Raw genomic sequence first — 17185 nt, 5'->3', positions numbered from 1 at the left:
CCGGGCGCACTCACTCAAAGCGCCTGGAAGTTGGGCAGGACCGCCGACGTTTGACCGATGTCCGCGTAGGGCAAAGCGGCGTCATCCGCATGGGTCAGGAACCGGTGCTGCGGCATTTTCAAGTGTGCCTTCTCGAATTGCCCGAACACCGGCGTCGGATTGCGGTAGTGGAAATGTGCGTACCACAGCAATTGTGGCGACGGTGGCGTCATGTTCCACACCTCGTATTCCTGCAGGTAATCGTTGCGACCACGATATTTGCCCAGGTGTTTGATCGCGGCGGTCTTGCGAATCTCGACCACCTGCTGGGCAAGCAGATCCTCAAGCATGCCGTCGGTGGGTTTCTGGCTGGCCAGCGCTTGCCGTGTTCGCAGTGCGCGGCCGCTGCTGGTCAGGTCACTGGCCTTGTCGCGCAGAGTCGTGATGATCGGGTTCTGCGCATCGAGGTTCGCGATGCGGTCGGCGCGTCGATTGAGTTCGGCTGCTTCGCTGACCATCATGTGCTCCAGATCGACCGGGAGCATATTCTGCTCAGCGTATGACTGGACCTTGGTGCGATAACCGGGGAGGGTGTCGAGGCGCTGCTGTGCATCAGTCAACAGTGCCGCAAGCGTCAGGTGGGTGGAAATGTTCGGTTCGACGGGGCGCGGGTTCAACAAGCGGAATTGACCATCGTTGCCCTGTTCCCAGATTTCTTTTTGGCCGCCCCGGCCCGTCGACACATATTGGCGTTTTTGCGTCGTTGGCTCCCAACGCTCGACGCCATACATCAGCTGATTGTCGGCGGTGGTGAAAACGCGCTGGGCAGATTCGCCAGCCGGTGCCACCACCGCCGGATCGATAATGCCCTTGCGTGCACGTTCGCCCAGTTTCTCGATACCGCTGAGCAGCGGTTCTACCTGATCAAGGTGAAAGTGCTGTGGGTAACGATGGGTCCAGATGTTCATCTCGCGCCGAAAACGGGTGTACAGGTCAAGGCAGTTTTGCAGAATCTGGCTGCGTTGGGCCGCGGTCGCGGTGAGGGTCGGCAAGATGTATTGCGTGTACAGAGCGCGATCGACATCAATGCGGATCTTGCTCGCCCGGCCCGTCAGATAAAACCACGACACATCATTGATCTGGCCGTAGTGCTTGACGGTTTCCAGCCGCTGACTGGTGCGCAGGTACAGCAGATTGGCGTCACTGTGTTTGGTGTTGATATCGTTGACTTCGTTGGCGACCTGCAGCTTGTCTGCCTTGACTTGAATGCGATCGTTCCACAGGTTGAGCTCGATCTTCAGGCTCTCCATCCGATCCAGCTTGCTGAGAAATTGCAAACGCAGCAGGCGGACCTCCTCAAGCAGAGTTATCCGGCGGGCGATGTTGTCGATTGGCAGATTGTCCAGGGCCAGCGCCAACTCGTCGATTTTATGGGTGATGGGCAGGACACTGTGTGACGTGAAGTAGGCCAGGCGACGATAGCGGTCGGTCAACAGCCAGGCGGTCTTGCTGCGGAACAGCCTGGCCTCCTGTTTTTTGTTGCCGCTGGCCAGGGGGATCAATTCATCCAGTGTCTGAAAAGCGCGTTTGGCCAGTTCGATATCACCCAGACACGCTGTTTCAGCAGCCGCGACCAGTGCTGGACGATCTTCGACTGCGGCATTGCCATACCGGTTGATCGCCGCATCGCTCACCCGGCCTCTGGCTTGAATCTGATCCGCCAGGTCATCGGCAGCCTCGGTCAAACGATGATGACGGCGAAACGCATGGTCGGCCCACCAACGCGGCAATTGCTGACGAATCGCCTGCGGCCAGAGCGGATCCAGCGCGTCGGCCAGGTGGCCGAGCACTTGCCCGCCACCGAGTCCGCCGCCTTCGAATGCAGTGCCGTATACACCGAACCAGGTATCCCACTCACCGTTTTCGTCCAGGGCAATGGGCTGTTTGTAGGTTTTTCGACTATTGCCCAGCAAGCGCCAGTTACGCGAATCCTGACTGCGCTGTACCGCGTAGATTCGCCCCTGACGGACGATGAAGTCGCCGTCGGCATGCCGGTAGATCCCGCGGTAAATGCCGTTGGTGGCCGGGTGCAGACCCGAAAGGGAAAGCGGTTGTTCGTATTCGTAGCCCATGAAGCGTTGCACCACATGCCGAGCCTGCCGCTGCGATGTGCCATGGAAGGCGGCGGCGTTGCGCGCCAGTCGGCGCAACTGGCGCGTACGGGTGAGTTGGCGGGCCGTGCGCGACAACAACGAGCTCGGCATCTCGCCCGGCAGCAGGTCCATGGCCGCGTCGATCAGACACGTCAGCACCGATCTGAGCTCGCTCAAACCGTCGCCGATCTCCCCGCGCAAAAACGCCGCCACCGCCTGATTGGCCGCCGTCCACGCATCGTAGATGGACAGTGCCGTGCCCACAAACGGCACCAGCCCCAGGGCCATTTTCAGGTAGTTGAAGGCACGCGGGCCCTTGAGCGCATGTCGCTCCAGGTACAGCGCATCGTTTGAACGAGACGTGCCGCGATGAGCTTCGATCAGCCGCCCCATATGCGCGTTGAGCAAATGCTCGCTCAGCGAGGTGGTGGATGGCCAGGGCAGACCGACGCCGATCATCGCGTCGAAATGTCTGTCCCAGGCCTGGTTGAGCCGGCTCTCATGCGCGCGCACGTTGCCCTGCAGGGCCCGGCCTGCGAGGTATTTGACCCATTTGTCGAACAGCGACAGGTTGAACAGACCCGTGCGCGCCGCTTCAAGGTTGTCGTAGCGGCGCAGGAATTGCCCGTCGGGGCTGTCGGGCAGGTACAGCAAGGTCACGCCGCTGACCTGTTCTTCAATAAAGGTCACGCCTGAGAGTGTCACCGGGCCTTCATAGGGTGTGTCCTTGCCCCCGGCACTCAGATAGGCCGGGAGCAACACCACGCGTTTGCCAGTGGGCCGCCACGCTTGAGTGGTGTTGGCGTCGATGGCGATGTTCAGCGTGTGCAGGTCGGTGCTGTGGATATGCCGTTGCATGAGGGCGCATTCACCCTGCATCCGGAGCATCAGCCGCCAGGGCTCGGTCAGGCATTCGCGTCGATGTGCGCGGGCAAATGCCGACTCGCTCTGCTTGCCGTTAAAGGTGTCGCGGATCAGTTGTTCATACGATTGCGGCAGGTTCAGTTCAGGTAGCACGCGGGTCAGGTATTCGCGCGTGATGCCAGACGTCAGGCGCAACCGCTGCGAATCGTCGAGTCCGCTGACCGTCACCTTCAAAAAGCGCAACCGTAGCGCCAGCGGTTCGAGGTTCATCGATGGCGTGTTGTCGATGTTCATCTGCGCGAGGTCTTCGAGGCTCATTTTGCTACGTGCCGCACTGGGCAGCAGGACCAGTCTCTCCGGCGTTGAAGGCGCACCGGGCGCGGCAAAGAAGTGGGTTTCCCATTTCGTCGAATCGGGTAGATCCAGCTGTATCTGGAAGCTGCCCTCGAGTGCAAAGTCTTTGCTCAACCGGGCATGCAGGTGTTTGCAGGTGAAGTCATCGCGTGGTTCCAGCAGCAGCGTCATGATTGCGTGACTGCGCTGCATCGCCGCCAGATACGCCTTGATCAGATCCTTGAGCGTTACGCGGTCGGCCTGCGTCATGGTTTTCAGCCAGTCGGGCAGGTGGGAAACCAGCGCGGCACTTCGGTCCTGTTCCAGCACCTGAGTGAATGCCAGGCTTCTGGCGGCGTGCACCGGTACCTGCAATCGGGCAAGGGTCTGGTTGCGCAGCACTTGCAGTTCTTCGCCGAGTCGCTCGGTGTCGGCCGGTGCGGCATGGCGCTGGCGTAGCGTGGCGGCCTGTTCTTCGAATTCGCTGGTCAGTTGATTGAGTCCATGGCGCAACGCATCGCCGCGAATCTGCTTGAGCTGCAGCGTCAGTGTGCGGTCTGCCGGATCGATCCTGAACAGCTTGCGTTCCAGTTCGCGACGATGGGCGAAGCGCTGTAAGCCACCGCCTGCACCGGGCCAGTAGAGCACCAGGCTGTGGGGGGAAGCCGGGTCGACGAGGGCGCAAGGCTGGGTGACGACCCAGACGCCGGCGAGTGCTTGCGTGGTGAGCGTGGTCTGGCCAGCGGTCTGTGTAGTCATCGACAGGCTCACGCTGGCTGCCACCGCGGCGGCGCCGGTTGTCTGCGCTGCATCCAGCACGGTGCGAAACGCGTTGCCTTCGTTTTCGCTAAGTTGCCCCAGCGCTTGTTGCAAGGCGCATTCGGCGTGCAGCCCGGCCTTGTGCGCGGCGTGCAGCGCGGTGAACTCGTGCTGGAAGGTGCGCAGATCCGATTGCCGTTCACGATAGAGCAGCGCGGTAGCAGCCTTTTCGGCGGCCTTTTCTGCCACTTCCAGTGCCTCCAGCGATTCCTTTATTGCCTGCATTCCCTCGCCTGCGTGCCGTTCTTCGAACGCACGGCGCTGGCTGTCGAGGGCAGCCTGGCGCAAGGACCGGGGAATATCAGCGAACAAGCTGCCGAACAATGCCTGCTCATCTGCAAGGGCATCGTCATCGACACGGGGCGGCGGTGGCTCCGGTCTGGGTGGTGGCGCAATGAGCTCGTCGTGGCTGCGTTGTTGATCAGTCAGATCAACCGTGGACAGGGATTGTCCGGCATCTGCAGCCAAGGTCGCGTCGCGACGGCTGGGGGTGGTCAGCAGGGTGATCTGCGATTGCTGGCGGTGCGCAAGCAGATCGTGGCTGCCCAGCGCCATGGCGTCGGTCTTGAGACTGTATTCGAAGCGGATATCGTCGGTCGGCAGGTCGGCCGGAACGAGGGCCTGATCGAGCAGCCACGCTTGCATCTCGCTGCGCCGCGCAAACGCCTGGATCGCAACGGCGCGGCAGGGCAGGTAGAGCAAGAGGTTGACGTCGGCATCGGCCCCGGCGCGAATTACCCACGCGCCGCTGAGCCGGACCTTGTGCTGGTTTTTGAGCACCAGCGTCAGTTGCTCGGTGTAGACCGGCTGCATGTTCAGCAGTAACGCGCCGGCCGGAGGATCAAGGACCAGCCGCAACAGTTGGAGCTGCTCGGCGCTCAGGGATTTGCGGGCTTGTGCCAGGTGCACGGTGGCTTCGAAATGCAGTTGATACAGCTGCTTGACCTGTTCGCGCCGGGAATGCGCGGTGCCAAGCGCGCGACTGTCCCAGAACGTTCGCCAGCGCTGCGCATGTGCCTGTTGAATGCCAAGCATCTTCAGGCGCTCAAGCCATTGCTGCGGTTGCAGCGACCGCAGCGGGTGCGCCTGATCGATACCGGACACGCGACACTGCTGGTTCAGATCCGCGTCCAGCTGCGGATATTGCAAGGTGAAGGCGCAGGCTTGGGTGAAACTGATAAAGCGTTCAGGCTGTTGATCCGTGGCAGGAAACAGCAACCCGGTGTTCTCGCCGTCCACATCGAGTTTTTCGCGCAGCTGTCGGTTGAGCGTGTCGCGCATGCCCGGAGTGGCCTTCAACATTTCGCGCAAGCCGTCGGTGCTTTGTCGCCATTGACTGATGGCGCTGAGCGCCAGACTTTCATCGGGCAGGGGGGCATTGAGTTTGAAGGTAGGCCAGACAACGGAGGTGGGTTCAGGCCGGGTCAATAGCAGAGCAGCGTCCATGGGCAGAAAACTCGGTGCCGGGGCGGCGAATCCGCCCCTCAGTGGCGGATATTCAAAGGCAGTCGACGGGGCTGATGGCGGTACATAGTTATCGCACCTTGCCCATGGCGTGCGGTTATCCTCAAGCGCCGGATGACCGCCCGGCACTCTTCATCAAACTGTCACGTAACTGTGGCAGCGCGCTTGTACAAACTTCATCAGACTCGCGCTCTACTGGGGTTCTGTGTTTCGGTGTTTTTGATGATGAAGGGATGGTTTTCGATCGCGGCTGTTCTGGCCGCGATTTTTTTCGGCGTGCCGGCGTCTGCGGCGTCGCGATGCGATGTGAATGTGCCCACCGAGCGTGTCGATCTGGCGCAGGTCAGCCTGGCGTACCAGAGCATTGGCCGTGCTTCGGATCCGGCATTGCTGTTGGTGATGGGGCTGGGCGGGCAATTGATCCACTGGCCGGACGAAGTGGTCGAGGCGCTGTGTCAGCAGGGTTTTCGAGTGATTCGCTATGACAACCGTGATGTGGGTCTGTCGACCTGGCGTCAGGCACCGGCGGAGGCCAACCTGACCTTTGAGGTGCTGCGATACAAGCTCGGTCTGCCGGTGGCGGCGCCTTACAGTTTGACCGACATGGCCGACGATGCGCTGGGGCTGATGACGGCTCTGCATGTCGAGCAATTCCATGTGCTGGGCGCCAGCATGGGCGGGATGATTGCTCAGCACATGGCGGCCATGGCGCCGAAGCGGGTTGAGAGTCTGACGCTGATCATGACCAGTTCCGGCGCTGAAGGTTTGCCGGCGCCCAGCGCGGCGCTGGTGCAGTTGCTGGCGCGACGCGGTGCGCCGAACCGGGAAATGGCGCTGGAGCAGCAGGCGGATTTACTCGCGGCACTCGGCAGCCCGGCGGTCAGCGATGATCGCCAGGCATTGCTGCAGCAAGCGGCGGCTTCTTACGATCGCGCGTTCAACCCGGAAGGTGTCAAGCGCCAGATCATGGCGATACTGGCCGAGCCGAGTCGGGTGGCGCTGCTCAACCAGTTGCGCGTGCCGGCGCTGGTGGTGCACGGCACGGCCGATCCGCTGCTGCCGGTCATGCATGGCGTGCATTTGGCCGCGCACATTCGCGGCAGTCGGTTGAAGCTGATTCCGGGGCTGGCCCACCGGTTTCAGGAAGCGTTCAAGGAACCGTTGCTGGCGGCGGTATTGCCGTATTTGCAGGCGCATCGTGAAGACAATTCGCATTGGGCGCAGATTGAGCCGGTGGTGGGTGCCAAACTCTTGTAACAACAACGAAAAGCCAAGAGCCCCTCACCCTAACCCTCTCCCGGAGGGAGAGGGGACTGATCGGGGGATATTTGAAAACTACACCGACGTGAACGTTCTCCGGGGAATCCACAATCGAACTGCATGTGCCAGACCGAACTCTTGATCGACCTGCATGTACCTGCGATGTCAGGCGTGGACCCGTACCCACACACTCACCAACACCGTCGCCGCCATCAACCAAGCCACGGCGGCGACGGCCAGCGAAGCCTCCAGCCGCATCCGGTCGACCATCACATACAACGTCGCCAGATACACAAAGTACGGAATGATCGACCACATCCCGAAGACGATGGTGGTCTTCAGATCATCAATCGAGCGACCCTTGCCGACGATGTAATGAGCAATCAGCGCAAACGTCGGGAACAGCGGCACCAACCCCGCGATGTAATAGTTTTTCGTCTTGGCCAGCGCCGCGAGAATCAACACAACCGCGGCACCGAGTGCCGCTTTCAGCAACAGATCCATCAGTGGCTCAGCCCGTATTTTTTCACTTTGTCGAACAGTGTGGTCTTGGCCATGCCCAGTTCCAGGCTGGCCTGGGTCAGGTTGCCGCCGCTGCGTTGCAGCGCGTCGCTGAGCAGGTTGCGTTCGAAGGCTTCCACCGCTTCGGCAAACGCCAAACCCTGGCCCGCGCTGCCGGCACCGGTTTTCTTGAAGGCCGGCAAACCGAGGGCAAAACGCTCGGCGACGTTGCGCAGTTCACGCACGTTGCCCGGCCAGTCGTGGCTCATCAGGTGCGACAGGGTCTGGTTATCCATTTCCGGTAGTGCGCGGTCGAAGCGCAGGGCCGATTGCTGGGTGAAGTGTTCGAACAGTTGCAGGATGTCTTCGCGGCGTTCGCGCAATGGCGGCAATTCCAGCGTCACCACGTTGAGGCGGTAGTACAAGTCACTGCGGAATTCGCCGGCCTTGCTCGATTCGTCGAGGTCGGATTTGGTCGCTGCAATCACCCGGCAGTCCACCGCGACGCTCTGGTTGGAACCGAGGCGTTCGAGGGTGCGTTCCTGCAACACGCGCAGCAGCTTGATCTGCAGCGGCAGCGGCATGCTTTCCACTTCATCGAGGAACAGCGTACCGCCGTCGGCGTGTTCGATCTTGCCGATGCGGCGCTTGCCGGCGCCGGTGAACGCGTTGGCCTCGTGACCGAAGATCTCGCTTTCGAAAAGGTTCTCCGGCAAGCCGCCGCAGTTCAGTGCAACGAACTGCTTGCTGTGTCGCCGACTGAAGTCGTGCAGGCAGCGGGCAACCAGTTCTTTACCGGTGCCGGTTTCGCCTTCGATCAGGACGTTGGCCGAGGTGTCGGCGACGTTGGCGATCAATTCGCGCAGGTTCTGCATGGCCGGCGAGCGCCCGATGATCCGGCCTTCAAGCGAATCCCGCTCGGCCAGTTGCCTGCGCAGCGACGAGACCTCGCGGGCGAGGCTGCGTTGCTCCAGCGCACGGCGTGCAACATCGACCAGGCGCTCCGGCGAGAATGGTTTCTCCATGAAGTCGTAGGCGCCTTTCTGCATTGCGCCAACGGCCATGGAGATGTCGCCGTGCCCGGTGATCAACACCACCGGCAAGCTGCGGTCGCGTTGCTTGAGCCGGGTCAGCAGTTCGAGGCCATCGATGCCGGGCAGGCGAATGTCGCTGATGACGATACCGGCAAAGTTGTCGCCGACGTGCTCCAGCGCTTCTTCGGCACTGCCGACGCCGATGCTGGGAATGTCTTCAAGCGTCAGCGCTTGCTGGCAGCCGAGCAACACATGGGGGTCGTCTTCGACGATCAATACGCTGAGGTCTTGGTTCATATTGGCTCGGCAGGAGTAGGGCTTACCAACGGTAAACTGAGAACGAAAGTGGTACCGCCGCCGCCAGGGTGTTCGACACCCAAATGTCCGCCGGTGGCGGCGGCAAGGCTGGCGGAAAGCGTCAGGCCCAGGCCCAGGCCTTGTTCACCGGGCTTGGTGGTAAAGAACGGTTCGAACAGATGCTTGCGCGCTTCGACGTCGACACCGTGGCCATTGTCGCGCACCCGCAGGCGATATTTGCCATTGAACTCTTCACCTTCCAGCCACAGTTGCGGCAGCGGTTGCGCCTGCATGGCGTCGAGGGCGTTGCCGATCAGGTTGACCAGAATCTGTTCGAGGCGGGTCTGGTCGATGTGCAACTGCACATCAATGAATTGCCGGTGCAGTTGCAGCGCCGGATTTTCCAGGCGCGCTCCGAGCAATTGCAGCGCCGCGTCCACGGCTTTGCCGAGGCTGGCCTGGCCCTGATTGTCACCACGCCGGGCAAACGACCGCAGGCTGGCGGTGATCCGGCCCATGCGGTCGATCAGGTCGTTGATGGTTTTCAGATTGGTGCTGGCGACATCGAGTTGGCCGCGCTCGAGAAAACGCACGGTATTGCCTGAGAGCGTGCGCATGGCTGCCAGCGGCTGGTTCAATTCGTGGGCGATGCTTGTGGACATCTGGCCGATGGCGGCGAGTTTGCCGGCCTGCACCAGTTCATCCTGGGCACGACGCAGCGTCTCTTCAGCCTGCCGACGTTCGCGGATCTGACTCTTGAGTCGGTCGTTGCTGGCACGCAGGTCGGCGGTGCGTTCGGTAATCCGACGCTCCAGTTGATTGTTGGCTTCCTGCAAGGCTTCGCGGGCGGCGAGGCGGGTGGCGATGACCTTGCGCCGCTCATTCCAGGCAATCAGCAGGAACGCCACCAGGGCAAACGCGACGGCGACCAGAATGCCTTGGTTGATCGCTTCGCGGCGCAAATCCTGAAGCGGCGTCAGCAGGGTGAAATTCCACGGCGTGTCGCTAAGAAGCCGGGTCTGCGCCAGATAACGGATGTCGTCTTCGTCGGAGTCGATTTCACTGTTGGCCGGAAAAGTGAGTTTTTCTACGCCTTCGGACAAGGTTTCCCGGGCCAGCGGTTGCAGTTCGGTGAGCGGGAACCAGTAGTACTGCAGGCTGCGGGCGAGTTTCTCTTTGACTTCGTCACTCAGCGGGATGACCGATTTGAGGCGTCTGGCCGGATCGCTGGACAGAATGATGATGCCGTTTTCATCGCTGACAAACGCTTCGAGGCGCGCCCGTTGCCAGCGTTCTTCCATGGCTTCGAGGCGCACTTTGACCACGGCGACACCGATGATCTTGCCGTGTTCTTCCAGTCCATGGGCCAGGTAGTAGCCGGGTTCGCCGTTGGTGCTGCCGATCCCGTAGAAGCGGCCGGGTTCACCGCGTATGGCTTTTTGAAAATAGGCACGGAAGGACAGGTCTTCGCCCAGATAACTGTCGACATCGCGCCAGTTGCTGGTGGCCATCACGCGGCCGGTGGTGTCCATCACGTAGATGGCCCGACTGCGGCTGCGCCGGTTCAGGCCTTCAAGGTAATCGTTGACCGTTTTCCGGTGCTCCGGAGTCGGGTCGGCCAGCAATTGCGGGACACTGGTTTCCAGTTCCAGCAGGCTGGGGAGGTAGGTGTATTTGCTGATTTCGCTCTCGACGGCGCGGGCGTGCAGTTCCAGCTGACGCTGGCCGTTCTCGCCAAGGCTGCGGATGCCGAAATGTTCACTGGTCCAGAAGCCGATAAAACCCAGTCCGACCATCAGGGCGATGATCAGTGGCGGCAAGAACAGGTGACGAATCAGACGGGGCTTCACGGCAAGTGATGGCGTTGCTGCGCGATAGAGATTGGGGTCGCATTTCATCACAGATGCCTTGGGTCAACCAGCACACTTGCAGCAAGTACGCTGTCCCTGTGGGAGCTGGCTTGCCAGCGATAGCGGTCTATCAGTCGACATCATCTTCAACTGACAAGGCCCCATCGCGGGCAAGCCCGCTCCCACAGGTACTGCAGTGTTTTTTAGTGCTGCAAGATTTTCTCGAGGAAGTGCTGCGCGCGTTCGGAGCGGGCGCTGATATCGCCGAAGAACTCTTCTTTCGGGCAGTCTTCGATGATTTTGCCAGCGTCCATGAAGATCACGCGGTCAGCCACTTTGCGCGCGAAGCCCATTTCGTGGGTCACGCACATCATGGTCATGCCTTCCTGGGCCAGTTGCACCATCACGTCGAGCACTTCGTTGACCATTTCCGGGTCGAGTGCCGAGGTCGGTTCGTCGAACAGCATGACGATCGGGTCCATCGCCAGCGCACGGGCAATCGCCACGCGCTGTTGCTGACCGCCGGACAATTGGCCCGGATGCTTGTGGGCGTGAGCCGACAGGCCGACGCGCTCCAGCAGTTGCAGACCTTTTTTGGTCGCCTCTTCCTTGCTGCGGCCCAACACCTTGATCTGCGCGATAGTCAGGTTTTCGGTGATGGTCAGGTGCGGGAACAGTTCGAAATGCTGGAACACCATGCCCACGCGCGAGCGCAGTTTCGGCAGGTTGGTCTTCGGGTCGGCAATCGAAGTGCCGTCGACCACGATGTCGCCTTTCTGGAACGGTTCCAGCGCGTTGACGCATTTGATCAGGGTCGACTTGCCGGAACCCGACGGGCCGCAAACCACGATCACTTCGCCTTTTTTGACCTCGGTGCTGCAATCAGTCAGCACCTGGAAGTCCCCATACCACTTGTTGATGTTCTTGATAGAGATCATACGGCGAACCTTTTTTGCAGACGCTTGACCAGCAGCGAGGCGGCAAAGCTGATTGTGAAGTACACGAGACCTGCGAAGATCAGGAACTCATTGGAGCGGCCAATGATGTCGCCACTGGCGCGCGAGGCATTGAGGAAGTCCACCAGGCCCACGGTGTAAACCAGTGAGGTGTCCTGGAACAGAATGATGCTCTGTTGCAGCAACAGCGGGGTCATCTTGCGAAACGCTTGCGGCAGGATGATCAGACGCATCACCTGTCCGTAGCTCATGCCCAGCGCTTGCGCCGCGCCCATCTGACCTTTGGGAATCGACTGCACACCGGCGCGGACGATTTCGCAGAAGTAAGCCGCTTCAAACATCATGAACGCGACGATGCATGAGGTGAACGCACCGATCGGGGTGTCTTCGCCGGTGATCCAGCGCAGCACGAACGGCACCGCCAGATAGAACCAGGTGATCACCAGCAGCAGCGGGATCGAACGGAAATAGTTGACGTAGGCGCCGGCAACCCGCGACAGCAGTTTGCTCGAGGACAAACGCATCAGCGCCAGGATGGTGCCGAGAATGATCCCGCCCACCACGCCCATCGCCATCAGCTTGAGGGTCATCACCATGCCGTTCCACAAACCGGGAATGGCCGGGACGATGCCACTGAAATCAAATTCCATTATTTACCCCCCACGGAGATCAGGCCGGGCACGGCAACTTTCTTCTCGACCACGCGCATCAGCAGCATGAGGCTCATGTTCAGGGTGAAATAAATCAGGGTAGCGAGGGTGAACGCTTCAAACAGGTTGGCCGAGAACTCGGCGGTCTGTTTGGTCTGCGCGAGCAGCTCCATCAGCCCGATCAGCGAGGCCACGGAGGAGTTCTTGAAGACGTTCAAAAATTCCGAGGTAAGCGGCGGAATGATGATCCGGTAGGCCTGGGGCAGCAGCACGTTCCAGTAGATTTGCGGCAGCTTGAAGCCCATGGCACGGGCGGCCGATTCCTGGCCACGCGGCAACGCCTGGATGCCGGTACGCACTTGTTCGCAAACACGCGCGGCGGTGAACAGACCCAGGCACACGACCACGCTCAGGTAAGCCGAGGTAGTTGGGTTGAGGTCCTGTTTGTACCACTCTTGCAGATCGGCGGGCAGCAGGTCGGGCACCAGGAAGTACCAGATGAACAGCTGCACCAGCAGCGGCACGTTACGGAACAACTCGACATAGCAGGTCGCAATGCCCGCCACGATGCGGTTCGGTACGGTGCGCATGACGCCCAGTATCGAGCCCAGCAGCAGAGCGATGATCCAGGCCACGATGGCGATGGCGATGGTCCAGCCCAGACCGGAAATGAACCAGTCGAGATAGGTCTCGCTGCCCACGCCGGTGGACTTGAAGAACACGCTCCAGTCCCAGTTGTAATTCATTAGGGTCTCCCCTCGATTCGATCGATATACAAGTGCCCGCCTGGGAAACTCCGTTCCCTCTGATCGTGAAGATCAGGCACACGCGATCGGCTCGACAGCCACCGGTTCGAGTGTTTCCAGAATGTGCCAGCAGGGAGTGACAAACTCCTGAAAGGACCGAGCCCCTTCAGGAGATAAGGTTAGTCAGAAATCAGGATTTCTTGTCGTCAGCCGCTTTATCGGTCGGATTGGCGATCAGAGCCTTGAGCTCGTCGCTCATCGGGAAGTTCAGGTTCAGGCCTTTTGGTGGAATCGGCGCCATGAACCACTTGTCGTAGATCTTGGTGATCGCGCCCGATGCGTAGGTCGCCTTGATGGCGTCATCCACAGCCTTTTTGAACGGCTCGTCGCCTTTGCGCATCATGCAGCCGTAGATTTCGTAGGACTGTGGAGTACCGGTCACGGCCCAGTCGGTGGCTTTCTTGGCCTTGGCCGCTTCGCCGGCCAGCAGTGCGTCGTCCATCATGAACGCAACGGCACGACCCGATTCCAGCATCTGGAAGGATTCACCGTGGTCCTTGGCGGAGATGACGTTCATGCCCATCTGCTTGTCGGCATTCATCGCCTTGAGGATGCGCTCGGACGTGGTGCCGGCGGTGGTCACGACGTTCTTGCCCTTGAGGTCGTCGAAATCCTTGTACTTGGAGTCAGCCTTGGACAGCAGACGGGTACCGATTTCGAAGATGCCCACGGAGAAGTCAACCTGCTGCTGACGCTCGACGTTGTTGGTGGTGGAGCCGCACTCGACGTCCACGGTGCCGTTCTGCACCAGCGGGATACGGGTTTGCGAGGTCACCAGGTTGTATTTGACCTGCAGGTTTGGAAGGTCGAGGTCTTTCTTGATCGCTTCGACGATAGCCAGCTGGATATCGTGGGAGTAGCCGACCGGTTTGCCGGAGGCGTCAGCGATGTAGGAAAACGGGATGGAGGCATCGCGGTGGCCCAGGGTGATGACACCGGACTCTTTGATCTTCTTCAGGGTGCCGGTGAGTTCGGCAGCGAAAACTGGCGTGCTGATCAGAGCGGCAGCAATGGCTGCGCCCAGGATATGGGGAACGATGCGCATCAAATTTTCCTCGACATTGTTTTTTTTATGGAGCCAGTTTGTCGGCCCTTTTGTGCTTCGAATGCCTGACGGCTCCTGCAGTGTTGGCACAACAGGCATTCGTCGAGAGAGTGTAGAGCATGAGTCGTGCCATACCAGTCGATAACAGCTAAGGCTTTGATTTATAAAGCTATTAAACTTTTATGGCGGATTTTTGTGGCGTATCTGATCCGGTTAACCGAATCGACCGCAAAGTCGCGTTCGGAAAACCGAATGGATGGAGGCCCCTCACCCTGGCCCTCTCCCGGAGGGAGAGGGGACTGACCGAGTTGTCTGGATGAGTTACTTCGACTTTAGATACCGAGTCGAACTCAGGAGTTGAACCCCATAAAGATCTGCTCCCTTTCCCCTCTACCCCTTGGGGGAGAGGGCTGGGGTGAGGGGGAATGGGTCTTACTGACGCAAAAAAAGCCCCTGAATCTCACAATCCAGGGGCTTTCGTTCCAGCGCTAATCAGGTGATCAAGCGGCTTCAATCTTGCGATTCTGCTCGACCTTGCCCAGATACGCCGCCAGTTTCTCCTGCTCGGCAGGTGTGGTGAACAGCCCTAGCTTGCTGCGACGCCACAGAATATCGTGCGCGGTCGTTGCCCACTCTTCGCTGCACAGGTAGTCGACCTCACGGGTGTAGAGCCCGCCACCAATGTGTTCACCCATGTCCGCGAGGGTTTCCACGCCTTCGAGCATGCGCCATGTACGGCTGCCGTAGGTGGTAGACCAGCGGCGGGCGATCTCGGTTGGCACGAAGTCGAACTTGTCGCGGATCAATGCGCTCAAGGCCTGCGGGGTGGTCATGTCTTCGCCGCCTGGCAGGGTCGCCGAAGCAGTCCAGCTCGGGCGCATCTGGGTGAAATGCGGCATCAACTGCGCCATCGCCGACTCGGCGAGTTTGCGGTAGGTGGTCAGCTTGCCGCCGAATACCGACAGCAGCGGTGCTTCTTCACCGCCACCCGACAATGCCAAGGTGTAATCGCGAGTCACGGCCGACGGGTTATCGGACTCGTCGTTGCACAGCGGACGCACACCCGAGTAGCTGTGCTGGATGTCGTCGCGGCTGACTTGCTTCTTGAAGTGTGCGTTGACCACTTTCAGCAGGTAATCGGTTTCGCCGTCGGTGATCGCCACTTTGGCTGGATCGCCGGTGTACTCGCGGTCGGTGGTGCCGATCAAGGTGAAGTGGTTCAGGTATGGAATGGTGAAAACGATGCGCTGATCTTCGTTTTGCAGAATGTGCGCATGTTCGCCTTCGTACAGCTTCGGCACGATGACGTGGCTGCCCTGAATCAGACGGATGCCGTATGGCGATTCCATCTTCAGGTCGTCGCGAATGAACTTGGCAACCCATGGACCCGCGGCGTTGACCAGTGCTTTGGCGGTGATCGAGAACAGGCTGCCGTCGGCGCGCTCAAGATTCAGGTGCCACAAACCTTTGGCGCGGCGTGCGCTGACGCAACGGGTCTGGGTGTGCACATGGGCGCCTTTTTCCCGCGCAGCCATGGCGTTCAGTACCACGAGGCGGGCGTCGTCGACCCAGCAATCGGAGTATTCGAAGCCTTTGGTGATTTCGCTTTTCAGTGCGCTGTCGGCGCCGAACTTGAGACTGCGCGAACCGGCGAGTTTTTCGCGCTTGCCGAGGTTGTCGTACAGGAACAGGCCGGCACGAATCATCCACGCCGGACGCAGGTGCGGGCGGTGCGGCAGCACGAAGCGCATCGGCTTGACGATGTGCGGCGCCTTGGCAAGCAACACTTCGCGTTCAGCCAGCGCTTCACGCACCAGGCGGAACTCGTAATGTTCGAGATAGCGCAGACCACCGTGGATCAGCTTGCTGCTGGACGACGAGGTGTGGCTGGCCAAATCATCTTTTTCGCAAAGGAACACCGAGAGACCGCGACCGGCGGCATCCGCTGCGATCCCCACCCCATTGATCCCGCCACCGATGACGGCGATATCGTAGATCTCGGAGATAGGGGGCGTACGCAAGGTAGATGTAGACATCGGCTGGCCTCGGGCTCTTGTGATTTTCTATATTTGAATTCGAACATTAATGTTCATTTACGAAAATGGTAGCCCATAAACACGCGCACAGCCAGTCGCATTCGATTGAAAAAACTCATCGAAGGGCCGTTAAAGGAAAATTTCCGAACATTAAATGCGCGAAGGGGCGCTAGAGGCGTGCTTTTTACTCGATTGCATTCGCGAGCAGGTTCGCTCCCACAGTTTGAAATGCATTCCAGTGTGGGAGCGAGCCTGCTCGCGAAGGCGTCGGCGCAGCAAATGAAGATTAGGGGGGCTAAACGACTTCCAGGCGAATCTTGTGCTGGCTCAACAACTGCGCCAATGCCGGCACCGGTTGCTGGTCGGTCACCAGGCAATCAATCAGGCTGATTGGCCCGAGCCGGATCATCGCGTTACGCCCGAACTTGCTCGAGTCCGCCGCCAGAATCACCTGGCGTGCATTGGCAATGATCGCTTGCGAAACCCGGACTTCCTGATAATCGAAGTCGAGCAGACTGCCGTCCTCGTCGATACCACTGATACCGACCAGGGCAAAATCAACCTTGAACTGATTGATGAAATCCACACTCGCCTGACCCACCACACCGCCATCGCGACGGACATTGCCACCGGTCAGCAGCACATCGAAATCATCCTTGGCACTGAGCATCGACGCCACGTGCAGGTTATTGGTGATGATTTTCAGGTGGTTGTGGTTGAGCAGGGCGCGGGCAATCGATTCGGTGGTGGTGCCGATGTTGATAAACAGCGAGGCATGATCGGGAATCTGTGCGGCGATGGCTTCACCAATGCGTTGTTTTTCATCGCGCATCTGATCGGCGCGCATCGCATAGGCCGTGTTTTCGACGCTCGAATCGTAGGCAGCGCCGCCGTGGTAACGACGCAGCAGATTGGCTTCCGCGAGCTGATTGATGTCGCGGCGGATGGTTTGCGGGGTAACAACGAACAGCGTAGCCATTTCCTCGATGCTCACATAGCCGCGTTCGCGGACCAGCTCGAGGATTTGCTGCTGACGGGGAGGCAGATTCATGGGGCTTCCTTTGGGCTGCCGTGCAAAATTTGCCCATGATGCCGCAGGAATCTCCTCCCGACCAGTTTCCAGCTTTAGTCAGTCCTC

General features: G+C 59.9%; 11 protein-coding genes. 1 reads left to right on the top strand and 10 read right to left on the bottom strand.

All coding sequences use genetic code 11. The annotated features are described in order from the left end of the window. Window positions 1–14 precede the first annotated feature (14 nt). Window positions 15–5594, bottom strand: coding sequence for a dermonecrotic toxin domain-containing protein (locus tag IEQ42_RS10285; protein WP_210703435.1), 5580 nt, complete (start codon window positions 5592–5594; stop codon window positions 15–17). A 240-nt stretch (window positions 5595–5834) separates the two neighbouring features. Here IEQ42_RS10285 and IEQ42_RS10280 point away from each other — a divergent pair, with 240 nt between their 5' ends. Further along, the gene (locus IEQ42_RS10280) at window positions 5835–6869 is read left to right on the top strand and encodes an alpha/beta fold hydrolase (protein WP_395593143.1); all 1035 of its coding nucleotides are present in this window, start codon (window positions 5835–5837) and stop codon (window positions 6867–6869) included. Window positions 6870–7037: 168 nt separating this feature from the next. Here IEQ42_RS10280 and IEQ42_RS10275 read toward each other — a convergent pair whose 3' ends face one another. The 9 genes from IEQ42_RS10275 to IEQ42_RS10235 form a co-directional block, all read right to left on the bottom strand. Next, window positions 7038–7367 (bottom strand): GlpM family protein, encoded by a 330-nt coding sequence (locus IEQ42_RS10275; protein WP_210703480.1) that lies wholly within the window; start codon window positions 7365–7367, stop codon window positions 7038–7040. 8 nt (window positions 7368–7375) lie between these two features. Further along, window positions 7376–8704, bottom strand: a complete 1329-nt coding sequence (gene aauR, locus IEQ42_RS10270) for a two-component response regulator AauR (RefSeq protein WP_200612450.1) — start codon at window positions 8702–8704, stop codon at window positions 7376–7378. After that, window positions 8701–10602, bottom strand: a complete 1902-nt coding sequence (gene aauS / locus IEQ42_RS10265; protein WP_210703433.1) for a two-component sensor histidine kinase AauS — start codon at window positions 10600–10602, stop codon at window positions 8701–8703. Before aauS ends, aauR begins: the two co-directional genes overlap by 4 nt. A 155-nt stretch (window positions 10603–10757) precedes the next feature. Beyond that, window positions 10758–11492, bottom strand: a complete 735-nt coding sequence (locus IEQ42_RS10260) for an amino acid ABC transporter ATP-binding protein (RefSeq protein ID WP_042560754.1) — start codon at window positions 11490–11492, stop codon at window positions 10758–10760. Next, window positions 11489–12160 (bottom strand): amino acid ABC transporter permease, encoded by a 672-nt coding sequence (locus tag IEQ42_RS10255; protein WP_210703432.1) that lies wholly within the window; start codon window positions 12158–12160, stop codon window positions 11489–11491. Before IEQ42_RS10255 ends, IEQ42_RS10260 begins: the two co-directional genes overlap by 4 nt. Beyond that, on the bottom strand, window positions 12160–12906 hold the full coding sequence (locus tag IEQ42_RS10250; protein ID WP_210703431.1) for an amino acid ABC transporter permease: 747 nt from the start codon (window positions 12904–12906) through the stop codon (window positions 12160–12162). Before IEQ42_RS10250 ends, IEQ42_RS10255 begins: the two co-directional genes overlap by 1 nt. A 190-nt stretch (window positions 12907–13096) precedes the next feature. After that, the gene (locus IEQ42_RS10245) at window positions 13097–14011 is read right to left on the bottom strand and encodes a glutamate/aspartate ABC transporter substrate-binding protein (RefSeq protein ID WP_210703430.1); all 915 of its coding nucleotides are present in this window, start codon (window positions 14009–14011) and stop codon (window positions 13097–13099) included. Window positions 14012–14511: 500 nt separating this feature from the next. After that, window positions 14512–16047 (bottom strand): glycerol-3-phosphate dehydrogenase, encoded by a 1536-nt coding sequence (gene glpD / locus IEQ42_RS10240; RefSeq protein WP_210703429.1) that lies wholly within the window; start codon window positions 16045–16047, stop codon window positions 14512–14514. A 295-nt stretch (window positions 16048–16342) separates the two neighbouring features. Beyond that, the gene (locus IEQ42_RS10235) at window positions 16343–17098 is read right to left on the bottom strand and encodes a DeoR/GlpR family transcriptional regulator (protein ID WP_007916700.1); all 756 of its coding nucleotides are present in this window, start codon (window positions 17096–17098) and stop codon (window positions 16343–16345) included. Window positions 17099–17185: the final 87 nt, after the last annotated feature.

The sequence above is a fragment of the Pseudomonas iridis genome, assembly GCF_017980685.1.
In the GTDB taxonomy this organism is placed as follows: Bacteria; Pseudomonadota; Gammaproteobacteria; order Pseudomonadales; family Pseudomonadaceae; genus Aquipseudomonas; species Aquipseudomonas iridis.
This window is presented reverse-complemented; position numbering and strand designations above follow the sequence as displayed.

Bases quoted from the DNA above. Each gene is read 5' to 3' on its own strand.
- aauS (WP_210703433.1), bottom strand. From the start codon at position 10,602: ATGAAATGCGACCCCAATCTCTATCGCGCAGCAACGCCATCACTTGCC.
- IEQ42_RS10245 (WP_210703430.1), bottom strand. From the start codon at position 14,011: ATGCGCATCGTTCCCCATATCCTGGGCGCAGCCATTGCTGCCGCTCTG.
- IEQ42_RS10260 (WP_042560754.1), bottom strand. From the start codon at position 11,492: ATGATCTCTATCAAGAACATCAACAAGTGGTATGGGGACTTCCAGGTG.
- IEQ42_RS10285 (WP_210703435.1), bottom strand. From the start codon at position 5,594: ATGGACGCTGCTCTGCTATTGACCCGGCCTGAACCCACCTCCGTTGTC.
- IEQ42_RS10280 (WP_395593143.1), top strand. From the start codon at position 5,835: ATGATGAAGGGATGGTTTTCGATCGCGGCTGTTCTGGCCGCGATTTTT.
- IEQ42_RS10250 (WP_210703431.1), bottom strand. From the start codon at position 12,906: ATGAATTACAACTGGGACTGGAGCGTGTTCTTCAAGTCCACCGGCGTG.
- aauR (WP_200612450.1), bottom strand. From the start codon at position 8,704: ATGAACCAAGACCTCAGCGTATTGATCGTCGAAGACGACCCCCATGTG.
- IEQ42_RS10255 (WP_210703432.1), bottom strand. From the start codon at position 12,160: ATGGAATTTGATTTCAGTGGCATCGTCCCGGCCATTCCCGGTTTGTGG.
- IEQ42_RS10235 (WP_007916700.1), bottom strand. From the start codon at position 17,098: ATGAATCTGCCTCCCCGTCAGCAGCAAATCCTCGAGCTGGTCCGCGAA.
- glpD (WP_210703429.1), bottom strand. From the start codon at position 16,047: ATGTCTACATCTACCTTGCGTACGCCCCCTATCTCCGAGATCTACGAT.